Annotated in this window: 10 protein-coding genes; 5 read left to right on the top strand and 5 right to left on the bottom strand. The window is 65.6% G+C overall.

Going from position 1 to position 15,410, the window contains the following annotated elements:
* Positions 1–153: 153 nt before the first annotated feature.
* Complete coding sequence (locus tag BLIN9172_RS03780; RefSeq protein WP_101553907.1) at positions 154–1,056, top strand: hypothetical protein; 903 nt, start codon at positions 154–156, stop codon at positions 1,054–1,056.
* On the opposite strand, the gene BLIN9172_RS03775 is transcribed toward BLIN9172_RS03780, so the two are convergent.
* Positions 1,033–3,072, bottom strand: coding sequence for an ATP-dependent DNA helicase UvrD2 (locus BLIN9172_RS03775; RefSeq protein ID WP_025776953.1), 2,040 nt, complete (start codon positions 3,070–3,072; stop codon positions 1,033–1,035). The two genes, BLIN9172_RS03780 and BLIN9172_RS03775, sit on opposite strands and share 24 nt — an antisense overlap.
* On the bottom strand, positions 3,069–4,046 hold the full coding sequence (gene nudC / locus BLIN9172_RS03770) for an NAD(+) diphosphatase (protein WP_101553906.1): 978 nt from the start codon (positions 4,044–4,046) through the stop codon (positions 3,069–3,071). Before nudC ends, BLIN9172_RS03775 begins: the two co-directional genes overlap by 4 nt.
* 138 nt (positions 4,047–4,184) lie before the next feature.
* Between nudC and BLIN9172_RS03765 the strand changes: the two genes are divergently transcribed.
* Positions 4,185–5,417, top strand: coding sequence for a protein kinase family protein (locus tag BLIN9172_RS03765; protein WP_240811973.1), 1,233 nt, complete (start codon positions 4,185–4,187; stop codon positions 5,415–5,417).
* Between the two features lie 2 nt (positions 5,418–5,419).
* Here BLIN9172_RS03765 and BLIN9172_RS03760 read toward each other — a convergent pair whose 3' ends face one another.
* Positions 5,420–8,599, bottom strand: a complete 3,180-nt coding sequence (locus tag BLIN9172_RS03760; RefSeq protein WP_101553905.1) for an ATP-dependent helicase — start codon at positions 8,597–8,599, stop codon at positions 5,420–5,422.
* Positions 8,599–11,847, bottom strand: a complete 3,249-nt coding sequence (locus tag BLIN9172_RS03755) for a PD-(D/E)XK nuclease family protein (RefSeq protein ID WP_025776957.1) — start codon at positions 11,845–11,847, stop codon at positions 8,599–8,601. The genes BLIN9172_RS03760 and BLIN9172_RS03755 overlap by 1 nt, the downstream gene beginning before the upstream one ends.
* Before the next feature lie 113 nt (positions 11,848–11,960).
* On the opposite strand from BLIN9172_RS03755, the gene BLIN9172_RS03750 reads away from it, so the two are divergent.
* Positions 11,961–12,554 carry a TetR/AcrR family transcriptional regulator gene (locus tag BLIN9172_RS03750; RefSeq protein WP_240811972.1) on the top strand — a complete coding sequence of 198 codons (594 nt, stop codon included), beginning with the start codon at positions 11,961–11,963 and terminating at the stop codon, positions 12,552–12,554.
* A 120-nt stretch (positions 12,555–12,674) separates the two neighbouring features.
* Entirely contained in the window at positions 12,675–12,896 is a 222-nt protein-coding gene (locus BLIN9172_RS03745) for a DUF3107 domain-containing protein (RefSeq protein WP_025776959.1), read from the top strand.
* 142 nt (positions 12,897–13,038) lie between these two features.
* Here BLIN9172_RS03745 and BLIN9172_RS03740 read toward each other — a convergent pair whose 3' ends face one another.
* Positions 13,039–13,671 (bottom strand): ferritin-like fold-containing protein, encoded by a 633-nt coding sequence (locus BLIN9172_RS03740; protein ID WP_025776960.1) that lies wholly within the window; start codon positions 13,669–13,671, stop codon positions 13,039–13,041.
* 60 nt (positions 13,672–13,731) lie between these two features.
* Here BLIN9172_RS03740 and BLIN9172_RS03735 point away from each other — a divergent pair, with 60 nt between their 5' ends.
* A complete protein-coding gene (locus BLIN9172_RS03735) occupies positions 13,732–15,264 on the top strand; it encodes a DEAD/DEAH box helicase (protein WP_101553903.1) in 1,533 nt (510 codons plus the stop codon).
* The last annotated feature ends 146 nt before the right edge of the window (positions 15,265–15,410 follow it).

The following is a 15,410-nucleotide window of genomic DNA, read 5'->3' as shown; positions in this document are numbered from 1 at the left end:
ACTATGCGGCTGAGGGCATGCCGGGACACATTTCCCGGCCTGTCCTCAGCCGTTTTTCCACACGGTTATCCACAGCTCGTGACCTGCCATGGCTATTCTGTCCCCCGTTCACTACCGTGGAAGTCTCCACGATGCCGAAGCGAAGGGGCCGAGATGTTCAGGATCTTTCCGAGTGTTCCCATCACCTGGCGGTCGTCCTCATGCATCCAGTTCGGTGCCGAGGATCCAGTGCTCGTCGATGGCCTGCTGCCCGGCGACGCCAGCCTCATCGAAGATCTCCGCCTCGGCATCGGCTCGGCTCAGTTCTATGCGCGCGCTCAAGAGCTCGGGGTCGACCTCAGCCGGGCAAGCTCTCTCATCACCCTCCTCGGCGAGGCCAAGGTGCTCGTCCCCGACGACGCGGACGCCGGTTCGGTTCCGAAGGGATCACCGGTCTTCGCCGCGGCCCGCACCTTCGATCTGTCGCCGGATCGCGTGTCACAGATCCTCGGATCCCGGCCGGTTCTGGTCACCGGACCACTGCGTTCCCATGTCGAAGGCCAGCTGGCCGCCCTCGGCTTCGCCGTCGCCACTGCCCACCGTGTCGAGGAGCTCGACCTCATGACGGCCCCGCTGGTGGTCACGAGTTCCCATCTGGTTCCCGATCTGCATTCCGCTATGTGGCTCAGTGATCGGGAAGTCGATCACTGCCAAGTCGTCCTCGGAGAGCAGACTGTGGAGATCACGGGTCTCATCCGTCCCGGGTCGACGCCGTGTTCCGTCTGCTCCTGCCTGCACAGGAAGGACAGAGACGCCGGTTGGCTCGCTCAGCATCCGCGCCTGCGAGCCCTGCCGGAACGGGAGAGCCTGAGCGATCCCGCGGCCCGAATCCTCGGCTCGGCGCATGTCGTCCAGATGCTTCGTCATGCTCTGCTGCGGCCCGAATCGGCACCGATCCGTCGCGTGGTCGCCTTGGGTCCGGGAGAGGTCACCGACACCGGACTGCTCTTCCATGACCGCTGCCAGTGCCGCACACCGGTCCCCGATTTCGGGTCAGTCGCCGATCAGGCCCAGTAGCTGGGCACCATAGAGTTCGAGTTTCGTCGCCCCGATCCCGGGAACCCGAGCGAGTTCGTCGAGGCTGGACGGACGGACCTCTGCGATGACGGACAGTGAGGTGTCCGTGAGCACGAGGTACGGCGGCAGCCCCTGCTCCAAACCGATTCGCACCCTCCACCGGCGCAGACGGTCCAACAGCTCGAGGTCGATGTCAGCAGGACAGTCGGAGCATCGCCCGACAGCGCGATCGATCTGCGAGACCAACGCCCTGTTGCATCCGCGACAGCGGTTGAGAGCCGCCGAATTCGACGCCGCACGACCGTCTCCCATCGTCGGTCCGGCCTGACCGAGTTCGGCGAGGAAGCGGGAGGACCTCCGCGGTTTCTGTGTGGAATCGAATCTGGCCAGTGACCAACTCATCCGCAGGTCTGTGCCGGCGCGAGTCAGTGCCACATAGAACAGGCGGCGTTCCTCGGCGATGGCTCTGGGTGTCTGAGCGTAGCTGATCGGCAGCAGGCCTTCGCTGAGGCCGACCAGGTGCACGCTGTCCCACTCGAGGCCCTTCGCCGCGTGGAAGGACGCCAGAGTGACTCCTTCGATGTCCGGGGCGAACTGGTGCTCGGCGCGGTCCGACAGATCGTTGAGGAAGACCTCCATCGGCACGGGGAGCTCCTGCCCGTGTTGGTGTTCCTCGGCGAGGTCGACGAGGGCTTTGAGCGACTCCCATCGCTGTCTGCCGGCTCCGGCCGCAGGCGGCTCCCGAGTGAAGCCGAGCGAACCGAGGACCTCCATCACGGCTTCGGGCAGGCGCTGCCCACTCGAGGTCACGCGAGCGGCTTTGAGCATGAGTACGGCCTCTTTGACCTCCTTGCGCGCGAAGAAGCGTTCTCCACCGCGCAGCACATAGGGGATTCCGGCTGCGGCCAGTGCCTGCTCATAGGCGGGGCTCTGCCCGTTCGTACGGAAGAGGACGGCGATGTTGCGAGGGCGACGTCCGGCCTCGATCTCGGCGGAGATGGCTTGGACGACGCCGGTCGCCTCGGCTTCGTCGGTGGGATACTCCACCATGCGCGGCTGCCGCCCCATGGGGTTGTCGGTCCGCAGAGTCAGCGCGGTCCGGGAGGTGTGCCGCAGCAGATTGTTCGCCGTGGACACGATGGCTTGGGATGACCGGTAGTTGCGCACCAGTCGGATCGTTCTGGCGTCGGGCATCGACGTGCTCAGCGTTCCGAGCAGGCTCGCGTCGGCTCCCGCGAACGTATAGATGGTCTGGGCGGGATCACCGACCACACAGAGATTGTCGCGGGGCCCGAGCCATCGGGAGAGCACGTCGAATTGGAGCGGCGAGACGTCCTGGAACTCGTCGACGACGAAGTGTCTGTACTGGTCACGGATCTCGGCTGCGATCGCCGGGTACTCGGCCAGGACACCCGAGAGCACGAGGAGCACATCGTCGAAGTCGAGCAGCCGTCCTCGGGTCTTCGCCTCCCCGTAGGCCTCGAATATCCGCACCATGTCCTCGACGCTCAGCCGACCGGGCAGTTCGCGAGCCGCCGCCTTCGTCGCATAGTCGTCGACGCCCAAGAGGGTCGACGCCGCGAACTCGATCTCCGCAGCGACGTCTCTGGTCAGTTCCCGACTGGTCTCCATGCCGAGGCTCTGCATGACCGAGCCGATGATGCCTGCCTTGTTCTCGATGATCCGCGGAAAGTCTCCTTCGGCGAACCGGTCCCAGAAGAAGCGCAGCTGACGCAGCGCCGCGGAGTGGAAGGTGCGGGCCTGAACCGCGGGGACGCCGAGTCCGCGCAGTCGTGAGCGCATCTCCCCCGCCGCCTTCGCGGTGAAGGTCAGAGCCAGAACGTGGTTGGCCGGAAACACCTCGGACGCGATTCCATAGGCGATCCGGTGCGTCATGGCGCGGGTCTTGCCCGTTCCGGCGCCGGCGAGGACGACCACCGGTGAGTCGAAGTGGGTGGCGACGGCGCGCTGTTCGGAGTCCAGGGCCTCGAGCAGGGCCGTGGCCGAAGCGTTCATTCGTTGTCCAACCAGCTGTACAGGAGCTGCCCGGCGATGGAGATCGTCGACGGGGCACGCACCTGACCGTTCGCAATGGCATTCTGCAGCTCCGCTCGAGTGAACCAGCGCAGAGAGGCGATCTCCGCCTCGTCGGCGGCGAAGTCGCGGCTGGGAGCAGCTGCCGAGAAGCCGAGCATCAGTGAGCACGGAAAGGGCCACGGCTGGGAACCCAGATATCGGGGGTCGGTGACTTCGAGGTGGGCTTCTTCCCAGATCTCCCGGATCACGGCGTGTTCGAGGGTCTCACCCGGTTCGACGAATCCGGCCAGGAGCGAATACCGGTCGGATTCCCAGGCGGCGTTGTTGCCCAACAGAACACGTTCGACACCGTCTTCATCGGTGTTGACGATGACGACGATGACAGCAGGATCGGTGCGGGGAAAGTGTTCGCTTCCGGTCTCCGGGTCGCGGCGGACCCATCCGCCCATGACTGGGCTGGTCGGAGTACCGGTGCGTGGGGAGAACCGGTGCGCGCGATGCCAGTTTCCCAAACCGACGATCTCGCAGGCCAGAGAGACCTGGACATCGTCGAGGGTTTCGGCCAGGTGACGCAGCGGCAGCCAGATGGGTTCGGAGCTGTCGAGGCCCTCCCCCGGTGCCGTCAGCAGGTCGGTGGCGTCCCGGGCGCGCGAGGCGTCCAGTCGGGCGTCGATATGGCTGCGACCGTCATCGTCCAAGGACACTCCGATATACCGAGTGCCGCGTGGATCACGGCCGAGGTAGACCTCCGTCTGTCCTTCCGGCACCAGTTCCCGATCCGTCAGGAAGAGTCCCCCGCCGGCGACGAGCAGGGTCCCGCGGTGTTCGAAGACGGCCTGAGCTCCCGAGGCCCAGACCTCGCTGAGATCGCCGTCTTGGCCCCGAGTCAGATGGTCGCGATCGATTCCGTGACGGGCGAGGCTGATCGGCTGCACCGGAGGCAATGGTTTCATGCCCTCCACGATATCCCAGCGTCCTGACTCAGCGTCCGCGAGCGTGGGTGCCCGACAGGTCGACGAAAGTCGCCTCGACAGACACGCTCGACGGCGAGTCCCGTGTCTCAGCCGAACCCAGGCGGTAGATTGGGGAAGGTGGATACCAAGGCGCTCAAGTTGACTGCGATCGCGGCGACGATGCTCGACGGCTTCGTCCCGACGACATGGACTCCCCTGCCGCCGCTCGACGCCGGAGTCAGAGTCCTCCTCGGCGATGACGATCAGCAGCTGGTCGCATCGGCCCAGACCCGGCTCGATCGCTCCGCGGACATCGGTTCGGCCGCAGAGGCCGGACGCATCTATGAGACCTTGTATCCGCATGCAGACTTCACCTGGCCGCGCCTGCGGGCCATCACCGAGGTGGACTCCGATTACTTCGACACCGCAACGCCGACGACGGTGACACTGGCCGATCCGCTCCCGGGCGCACCTCTCGGAGATGTTCCCATCGCCGATACGGCACGGGCCAGTTCGTTCGCGCAGGCTCTGGCGACTCTGCATTCGGCCGCGCCCGAGCCCGTCTCCGATGCGGGATTCCCTGTGGAGGATCCCTCTCGGTCGCAGTTCCTCATCCTCGAACGACTCGATCAGGCGGCGAGCACCGGTCGTGTGCCGTCGTCTCTGCTCCAGCATTGGGAGGAGGAGTTCGAAAAGGTCGCACTGTGGCATTTCCTCGCCACCCCCATCCATGGCTCTCTCGATGAGACAAGTGTCTACACCGATCAGGAACGGGTGCTCGCTCTTGCCGAGATCGGCCGTCTGCGCGTCGCCGACCCGGCCATCGATCTGGCCGCGGCATCGGCATTGATCGATCCTGCCGCCCTGCCGACCTTCTACGAGGAATACCGCAATTCCCGGCCCCGCGCCGACGAGCACGTCATCTCCCGTGCCGAGCTGTTGGCCGAATTCGCGGTGCTCGACTGGCTGCTCGAAGCAGTCGACTCCGGGGATGAGACGGCCGTCGACGACGCCGCAGCGCTCCTCACGTCGTTCGATGAAGTCCTGTTCGGCAGCGCATCCGATGGCCCCGCCCCTGCTCACGGACCTGCCACGGACTCCGCTTCCGGGCCCGTCGACGAAGCAGACGACGCAGCAACTCGGGGGTCGGCATCAGCGACTGCTGCAGCGGGCGCCGATGCCCCTGACGTCGAAGCCGCGATCACGGAGACCGAGACCTCCGATGTGTTCATTCCACGAGCTCAACCGACGGTGACATCGTCCGAAGACGATTCGGAGTTCGATTCCGAACCGGGCTCGCAGGTGAGGACCGAACCGACCCGGGACTCCGATGACCCGGATGTCGGCGACGACACCGGCAGCAGCCGCTGAGCTCAGTCGACGTCGTTGGCTTCGAGCCATTCGACGACGTCGTCCTCATCAGGCAGATCGGTGAACCGCACGACCTCATCACTGCCGACGAAGTAGAAGGTTCCCGTCACCTCGGTGATCTCCGGATGGACGCGCAGAATCGCGAACCGGTAGAGCGCGAGCTGCCATTTCATCACCTCGAGCACCGCGGCATCGGGTTTCTTCGAGGTCTTCCAGTCCACGACTTCGGCGTGGTCTCCGGTGATGAAGACAGCATCGATCTTCCCCGGCACCCGGAATCTGCCGAGGACGAGTTCGAAGGACATCTCCACATGATCGGGTCGACGAGTCGCGAACTCGGAGGCTGAGAACGTCGCTTGCAGCCGTTCGATCGTCGCGGCGTCGATCGGTCGCACCGCTTCGTCCTCGCCGATGTCGATGCTCGACTGCCCGAAGTGCTGTTCCACCCAGGAGTGGAAGGTCGTCCCGATCTCGGCCGCCCGGCTCGGCGGTGCCGGGATCGGGCGCAGGGTCTGCGTACGGAAGCCCTGCGGGTCCCGTCGCCATGCGACCAGAGCCGTGGCCGACAGGCGGTCGGGCATCGCCGCCGCGGATACGGCTTCGGGGCGGTCACCGATGCGCAGGGCCTGAGCCGCGTAGCGTCCGATCATCCCTGGCGCCTCGGCCAAGGCCTCCAAGCTGACTTCGGTGCTTGCTTCCACCCAGTCTGCGGCTCGCTGTGCGGCGGCGACCTGCCTCGTGCGCGGTACCGGCCAGGGAGTGGTCTCGATGCGGTCCTCTGCCGATTCGTCGGCAGGTTCCGGAATCTCCACCTCCAGCCCCGAGGCTTCGATCGCTTCGGTGAGGAAGGGCGACGGGTCATCGGGCACGGCGCGCGAACCCATCAGCTCCGCCCCGAGCCACAGATGCCTCTTCGCGCGCGTGAACGCCACATAGGCCAGTCGCCGCTCCTCCCCCACATGCGCGTCGGCGATCCGTGGGCGGATGAAGTCTCCGATCCACTCGTCCAACGCCTTCTTCGTCTCGAATTCGGCTTCCCGAAGGTCGAAATCGACGAGGTGGTTGCGATCGCCGCGCAGCGGGTACGGCAGCGCCGTGCGGTCCATCCACCCCTCTTTGTCCCGCGGTTCGGTCGGAAAATCCTTGACCACCAGGGAGGGAACGGCGACGGCATCGAACTCCAGCCCCTTCGAGGCGTGGACGGTCATGATGTTGATCGCGTCGGCAGCCGTAGTCGGTTCGGCCACGCTCAGCGCATCATGGGCTTCCATGAGGCTGAGCCAGGACAGGAAGCCTGTGATCGAGGGTTTGTCATCGGTGGCCGAGTACTGGCTGGCAGCGGACAGGAACGCGTCGACGGAGGCTCGGTGCAGATTGCGCAGCGAGTCGCTGAGTCCCCAGATGTCGGAGTCGATTCCGGTTTCGGACATCGCAGTGCGGATGATCGAGCTGACCGTGCCCGTTCCGGACCGGGTGGCGCGCAGCGCGCGAGCCAACCGGACCAGACGATGCAGCCCCTCCGAGCTCAGGCCGGACCGCTGATAGTCGGCGACGAGTCCCTGGTCCGCACCCGTCCGGGCCCCCTGATCGAGGACTCGCTGCACGTCGATGAGTTCATCGACGCCCTCGACGATGGTCGCCTGGTCGATGGCTTCGGCGATGACCTCCTCGGTGTCCGGCTCGGCTCGCTCCGACGCTCGTCTCTCGGTCTGGCGACGAGTGAAGGTCTGCAGCCCCGCAATGTCGCCTGCACCGAGGCCGAGCATCCGGCCGCTGATGAGCCTCATGATCTCGTCTCCGGCCATCGGATCGACTGCGGCCGTGAGCACCGCGCGCAGATCGGCGACGAAGGGGTCGGAGAGCAGCCCGGAGGATCCGTGGACATGAACGGCGAATCCGGCGGCTTCCAGCGCCGCCGCCACCGGTGCGAAATGGGCGCGTTTGCGACACAGCACGGCTTTCGACGAACCGGCGGGGACGGTGCGGAACCATTCCGTCAGGGAGCGCAGCCCGGTGGTGAGAAAGTCGGGATCGTGGGCGCCCGAGCTGATCTCGACGCTGACTTCGCCCTCGCCGGCACCATCGCGGGCCGACAGCGGGGCCTCGTCGCTGTCGGCGAGTCCGGCGGCGATGCGGTTGGCCACCTGCAGGATCGACCGGTCGTTGCGCCAACTTGTGCTCAGGGACAGGGACTCGACATCGCGGAAGTCCGAGGAGAAACGGACCATGTTGTCGGCGCTGGCGCCGCGCCAACCGTAGATGGCTTGGCGGGGATCGCCGACCGCGGTGACGGCGCTGGAGGCGAAGAGGTCGCGCAAGAGAGTCAGCTGGGCCACCGACGTGTCTTGGAATTCGTCGAGGAGGACGATCTTCCACCGGGCTCTCTCCGCCTCCGCTGCCGCCGGCACCTCGTCGATGATGCGCTGAGCGAAACGCACCTGGTCCGAGAAGTCCATGGCCAGGTTGCGTCGCTTCGCACGCATATACGCGTCGGCCAGTCGAGCCGTTCGGATCTTCGCTTCGAGTTTCGCCCGTCGTCCGTTGGGGTCGACGGGCTTGCCTTTGCTCGACACCAGAGCGTCCAGGCACTGCTCGAGATAGTCGGTGACCTCATCGACGTCTCGCCCATGATCATTCATCTGTCCGGCCAACGCGATGACGTCGGCGATCATCGTCTCGCGGGAGAAGTTCCCGGGGATCTCCTCCGGTGGAGTCGCATCGATGAGGTTCCCGGCGATGGTGTGTGCCGCGGCGTCATCGAGGAGGACAGTCTCGGGTTCGATGCCGATGCTCACTCCGTGTTCGCTGACGATCGCTGCGGCATAGGAGTTGTACGTCGACACGGTGGGGTTGTCGAGGCCGGGCAGGGACAGGTCCTGTCCGTGCCCGAGATTGTGCCGCAGACGGGAGAGGAGCACGCGAATGCGCCCGCCGAGTTCTCCGACGGCTTTGCGGGTGAAGGTCAGGCCGAGGATCTGTTCGGCAGAGACGAACTCGTTGGCGACCAGCCACACCACGCGCTGCGAGATGACCGTGGTCTTTCCCGAGCCCGCCCCGGCGGTGACCTTCATCGACTGTGCGGGGTCGGCTTCGATGATCACCTTCTGCTCCGGACTGGGAGGGAAGGCCTGGGCAGGATCGGCTGCGGTGAGTTCGGCAAGCTCCTCGGCAGTGAAGCGCATCAGTTCTCCTCCAACATCTTCGGACCGATCGCAGGACACGACGAGCGGACGGGACAGGACTGGCATTTCTGCGGCTCCACCCGGGCGGGGAAGCTCGCGGCACGCATCCTGCCCGACACGTCGGCGATGAGGTCACGTGCCCATTCAGGATTCTCATCGACGGCCAGTGCAGGCTGCTCCCGAACGGTGCGGGCAGACTTGCGCAGGAACACGAGTTCGGCGCCGAAGGCGTGTGCATCGATTTCCCGATCCTCGCCGATGCGGATGGTGCCGGAGTTGATCGCTTCCTGATACACACCCAGCTGAGCGTGCCGGTCCATCTCCTTGCCCGGGACGACGTTCCGTCCGGTCTTGAAGTCGACGATGCGCAGTCCGCCCTCGACTTCCTCGACCCGGTCGAGTCGACCGGTGACCTTCCATTCGCGACCGTCTGCGTCGACGCCTGCTGCATAGACCTGTGCTTCGACGCCGACCAGGCGACCCGGGGTCGTCTTGATGTACTCGCCGAGGCGGTCGGCCATGCTCATCGCCACATCGAATTCCCGTTCGCGTTCCCATTCCGCGTCGAATTCCAGAGACGAGAACTCCTCTTCGACGAAGCTTCGGATCGCGGAGGTCGGTCCTTCCGGATAGTTCTCGGCTGCGGCGTGGATGATGGTTCCCAGGCTCTGCGCTGTCGACATCGGGCGGTCTCCGCCGTTGCGAGTGAGGAACCACCGCAGCGAGCAGTCGGTGAATGCTTCGACCTGGGACGGTGAGACGCGGACCGTATCGGAGTCGGTGAACAGCGGCTCGATCGTCGTGATGTCCTCTGCTTCGCGCCACTGCGTCGGCGGCTCGACCGACTGCCCGGCATTCGACAGTGCCCGCATCAGGGCGGCCCAAGACTGTGTCTCGGAGTCCGGGGCCACAGAGCCTTTCCGGTCTTCACCTGCTCCGAGGAGCGAATCCGCCGACGCCGGACCCGAGGCCTCGCCGGCGGCTGCTGCGGCCGCCTGCAGCAGCTGGGCGCGGGCATGGGCGGCCATCTCCGGCAGCGTCAGCGGAGGAAGCTCATCCTCGTGGGTGATCGCATAGCCGTCACCCGCTTCGGTGCCCTCGGCCGAGCCGGCGGCGAGCACGTCGAAGAACGGGGACGGTTCGGTCTCAGCATCGGTGACTGCGGTCACGATCGCTCGTTCCTGCGCCCGGCTGAGCGCGGTGAAGAAGAGCTCACCCTCTTCGCGCAGGTTCGTCCGTTTCGCATGCGCGTGATAGCCGGGATCGCCGGTGACCGTCTCACCCGAGTCGAGCACCGCCATGAGATCGGTGAGACCGAGGATTCCACCGCGCAGCTTCGGATTCGGCCAGACGCCTTCATTGACTTCGGCGATGATCACCAGAGGCACACGCACATGGGCCAGCGACGACGGGGTTCCCACCAGGACGTGATCGGCGAACCCGGCGGTATCGGCCAGGGAGTCCTGGGCGATGTCCTGTTCGGCGACGATGCCGGCGAAGGAGCGCGCAGTGAATCCACCGCGGTCGGCGATCTTCTCGGCCAAGGCGAACAGTCGCAGCACCGAGTCGAGATAGCCGTCGGCCGCCGACTCCGGGTCGCGCAGCGCTTCGGCCTGCCATCTGTCCGCGACCCCGGCCGCATCCCAGATGCTCCACAGCGCCTGGTGGGGGTCGCTTGTGCCGACCTCCGCCGCGGCGTGGAGCATGCGTGAGATCGTGGCGAGTCCCTGGGGGGACGATTCATCGATGGGGCTGCGCAGTGCCTGCGCCAGCGATGCCGTGCTGCTGGGAGCGGGGAAGCGCCTGCGGACGGCTCGACGGAAGCGGCGGATCTGCACGGGATCGAGGCGGACGTAGATGCTGCCGGCCAGTGTCAGCGCGAGTTCGGCGATCGACTCGTCGTCGTCGAAATCCGGAGTCGACGACAGCAGGTCCAGCAGCGGTGCGGTCGCCGGGTCGACGTTGAGCGGCTGCATCAGGGTCGCGATCGAGACGCCTGCGGCTCGCAGCTCGTTGGCGATCACGCGGGCGCTCGAGGAGTTGCGGCAGATGAGGGCGACATCAGACCACGAGTGGCCCTGTTCGACGAAGTTCGTGATCCGCCGGGCCAGATACCGATGTCCGGAGGCGCTGCCTTCGAACACGTGCGTCTCCACGGGTGCCTCGGCCGCAGCCGCGGTTGAAGCCTCGTCCGTCTCCGGACGCGGGCGGGGCATGTGACCGGCCGACCAGCGAGTGGTGATCCTGGCCCCGAAGCCGTCGATGACCTTCGCCAACGCAGGATCGACATCCCACTGGCGGTCGAGCACGACCGTCTCGAAAGCCGCGTCGGCCGAGGCCCGATCGATGATCGACGCGTCGGCGCCGTGGAATCGCCCGGTCACCGTCTCGGGAGAACCGAACAGGGCGATCGCACTCCCCCGCGCCCGCAGCTGCTCGAGGATCCCCCAACTGGCGGCGGGAAAGTCCTGAACACCGTCGGCCAGGACGACCGTGGGCACCCGATCGGGAGCAAAGGTCCACGATCGGCCCGCGGTCACCTCGGCGGGTTCACGGAAGATCTCGAAGGCGGCCAGCGCCAGCACGGTCGCGGAGTCGATGCCCCCGTAGCCCGGCATCGACATGATGCCCAGGTATTCGTCGAGGATCTCGGCCACCGCCTGCCACCGCGGATCGGGATTGTCTGCCAGGACACGGTCGAGGGCACCGCGACCGAAGTCGAAGACGTGCTCGGAGGACTCGGGCGACGCCTCCGGCATGCGCATTCCGAAGTCGAATTCCATCACTCGGTTGAGCGCGTCGCGGACCTCGGTGCGAAAAGCGGAGGTCGACCGCACCTCGGCCGTGATCTCCGACGGCCACGCCGGACCGCGGGCACGACCGATTTCGTGGCCGGCGAGGAGGTCGGCGAGGAACACGTCCTGATCGGCTCCGGAGATGAACTCGAGATCCTCGCCGGTCCGCGTCGTGTGTGCGGCACGGGCGATTCCATAAGCGAATGAGGCCAGACTGCGGGCCGGAGCCGAGGACAGCACCGCATCAGCCGGCAGCTGGAGACGATTGCGCAGCACATCGGCGTGGTCACGATCGGGAGTGAGCACGAGGACGGACGCCGGATCGATCGTCGACACCAGCTGTGCGTAGACCGACTCCAGCAGAGCCGTCTTCCCGGTTCCCGGTCGCCCGATGATCGTCAGGCAGTCGCCGGAGAGCAGAGTGCTGCCCAATCGCTGCGTCATCTCATCCATACTCGTATTCCATCACGGCACGCTGACATGAGACTTCCGAATCCGCAGCCGGCGCGTCGTCGAAGCCAGCGCGGATGCCCGGAGCACGGCCGGACTTCGCGTAGCATTGAAGAATGTCGAGTCCACAACAGAGATTGCCCCGTGACCAGCGCCGCGACCAATTGGTGGGTGTCGCGCGCTCCGTTTTCGCCACCCGTGGATATCGGACGACCTCGATGGACATGATCGCCGAGGCTGCCGGTGTGTCCAAGCCCGTGCTCTATCAGCACTTCGATTCCAAGCAGGACCTCTATCTGGCCCTCATCGATTCCTCGGCGGCGCACCTCGACTCCCGCCTGGCCGAGGCTCTGGGGTCGACGACCGATCCGCATGAGCAGATCCACGCGACGTACCGTGCCTATTTCGACTTCGTGGTCTCACATCGCGAGGAGTTCGTCATCATCTTCAATTCGGATGTCTACGAGCCGAAGGCCGAGCAGAAGCTGCGCGCACTGCGCGAGAGTTCGGCGACACGCGTCGTCTCCGCACTGAAGAACTTCGCTCGCGTCAGCGACGATGAGGCGCAGCTTCTGTGTCGGGCTCTCATCGGCACCGCTGAGGTCGTCGTCAAACAGATCGACTCCCAGCGCGGCATCGACGTCGACACGGCCGTCGAACTGCTCACCCAGATGAGCTGGGGCGGCCTGCGCTCGTTCGCCGAACGCTGAGCTCGCACCCGTCCCTCAGCCCTCAGCGGAATCCGCGGGGAAGAAACCCCTGCCTGCGGACGTTAAGCTGAACACAGTCCCATCCGTCATCGGTCACCGAGCATCGGCACAAGGAGCACCATGGAAATCAAGATCGGCGTCAAGCAGACCCAGCGTGAGATCATCGTCGAAACGGACGAGGATGCGAAGGCTCTCGCCGCCCGCATCGAAGAGAAGATCCAGTCCGAGGGGCTGTTGACCTTCACCGACACGAAGGGCCGTCAGGTCTTCGTTCCCTCCGCTTCGCTCGGCTACCTCGAAATCGGTGCCGAGACCTCGCGTCGTGTGGGCTTCAGCGCCTGAGCTGCATCTCAACAGCGGCACAGCCCCGGTCATCGTGACCGGGGCTGTGCTGCGTCCGCCGCGATTCGCAGGTCCCTCGCTGAGTCGTCCGCGAGCCGAATGATCGCGGGCCCGCCGTGGAATCCGGCGTCGGAATGCGGAGTCAGGCGACGAGGCCGAGTGCCGACATCCGCTTCGAATGGTTCGATGTCACCGCCGGGATCAGTTCGACGACGAGATCTTCGTCGAGGCCGAGGAACGGGTCGGTGAGCAGACTGCGGGCCCGCCCCAGGGTCTCAGCGACGAGCTTGCGACCCCACAGGGCCAGCCGTGAGGCCAACTGTGTGTCGACGGCCACTTCGGAGGTCAGACGATTGCGCGCATATTCGCTGGCACGTGTATCATCGAGAATTGCAATAGCCAGGCTGTATCCGGGCTCCGCGAGTTCGTTCACCGCCGTGCGGTAGAAATCATTCATGATTCCGTCGAAGACGAATCCCTTCATGAGGCTTTCGTACCAGTCGCGAGGACGAGTCCTTTCAGCCAGAGTGCTGAAGGTCGGTTCGAAATGCTGACAGAGCTCGATCACATCCTGGCCCATCTGATCGATGTGCTGTGAGAGCTGTTCGAAGTTCGCGAATGACTGAGAGGCCAGCCGCGCCAGGATGACCTTGTCGTCCAGATCCGCTGCGGTCGTCGCGTTTGTGGCCATACGTTCGAAACCGGTCAGCTCGCCGAACGCGACAAGTGCGAGCGTTGCAGCATCATTACCGGCCAATGGGACAGAATCGGGCATAGTGCAAGACTACCGGTTCGCACCATGACAAGCGCAGACGCGCTAAAAGGAGTTTGGAATATGGCGGAGACAGAAGCGGATTTCGCGGAGCTGGGAGTCGCCGGACCGATCGTGGCCTCGCTGGCCTCGGCAGGAATCACCCACCCCTTCCCCATTCAGGCGCTGACTCTGCCCGTGGCGCTGTCGGGAGCCGACATCATCGGGCAGGCGAAGACAGGCACCGGAAAGACCTTGGGATTCGGAATCCCCCTGCTCCAGCGCGTCGTCGGCAAGACCGAAGACGCCTCGGTGACCACCGACCCCGAATCGACTCCGGACAGCCTGAACGATGCCAAGGGCACTCGGCTGCCGCAGGCTCTCGTCGTCGTCCCCACCCGTGAGCTGGCCAAGCAGGTCGCGGCCGATCTCGTCACCGCTTCGGTGCAGCGCGACATCGATATCATGACCATCTACGGCGGCATGGACTTCGACCCGCAGATCAACCGTCTCAAGTCCGGCGTCGACGTCGTCGTCGGCACCCCCGGTCGCCTCCTGGACCTCTACGGTCGCAAGATCCTCAAACTCCACCGCGTCCGCACCGTCGTCCTCGATGAGGCCGACGAGATGCTCGACCTCGGCTTCCTGCCCGATGTCGAGAAGATCATCAACGCGGTGCCCGCGCACCGTCAGACGATGCTGTTCTCCGCCACCATGCCTGGCGCGGTCATCACCCTGGCCCGCCGCTATATGAATCAGCCCACCCATATCCGCGCTCAGGATCATGAGGATCTGTCGTTGACGGGCAAGAACACGACTCAGTTCGTCTATCGTGCCCATTCGATGGACAAGTCCGAGCTCGTCGCCCGCATGCTCCAGGCCGAGGGCCGCGGTCGCACGATCATCTTCACCCGCACCAAACGCACCGCCGACAAGCTCGCCGCCGAGCTCGAGGATCGCGGCTTCGCGGTCAAGGCCCTCCATGGGGACCTCGGCCAGTCACAGCGTGAGAAGGCCCTGAAGTCCTTCCGCGAAGGAAAGGTCGACGTGCTCGTGGCCACGGATGTCGCCGCCCGCGGTATCGACATCGACGATGTCACCCATGTCGTGAACTACCAGTGCCCTGAGGATGAGAAGACCTACGTCCATCGCATCGGACGTACCGGTCGAGCCGGCAACTCCGGTGTCGCCATGACCCTGGTCGACTGGGATGACATGCCCCGCTGGCGACTGATCAACAAGGCCCTCGGACTCGATTTCGACGAACCAGTCGAAACCTACTCGACGTCCCCGCACTTCTTCTCCGACCTCGGCATCCCGAAGGGCACCAAGGGCCGCCTGCCGCGCCAGCACTCCGATGCAGAGGACGAGAAGTCCACCGGAGAACGAAAGGGCCGTGGATCCGAACGTCGCGGATCCGGCCGCAGCCGTTCCGGCTCTCGCCGAGGCGGCTCATCCGAACGTCGTGACGCCTCGTCGGCAGCCGGTGAGGACGGCCGCAAACCGCGTCGCCAGCGCAATCGTCGCCGCACCCGCGGCGGCAAGCCGGTCAACCGTGCGCAGGGCGGACAGTCGGGTCAGGGCGGCCCGGCGTCCGCCGACTCCAACGAGGACTGATCCGTCCGCGGGCGAGACCGAGTCCCCGCACAACCCCGACGAGGGGCCCGACCGAGTGGTCGGGCCCCTCGTCGATGTCGATGCGGCGCCGGTCCTGCTCGTCTTCCAGTCTGTCGGACTTCTCGCGCCCGTGGCCGGTCTGTCGT

This window comes from Brevibacterium linens ATCC 9172 (genome assembly GCF_900169165.1).
Taxonomy (GTDB): domain Bacteria; phylum Actinomycetota; class Actinomycetes; order Actinomycetales; family Brevibacteriaceae; genus Brevibacterium; species Brevibacterium linens.
This window is presented reverse-complemented; position numbering and strand designations above follow the sequence as displayed.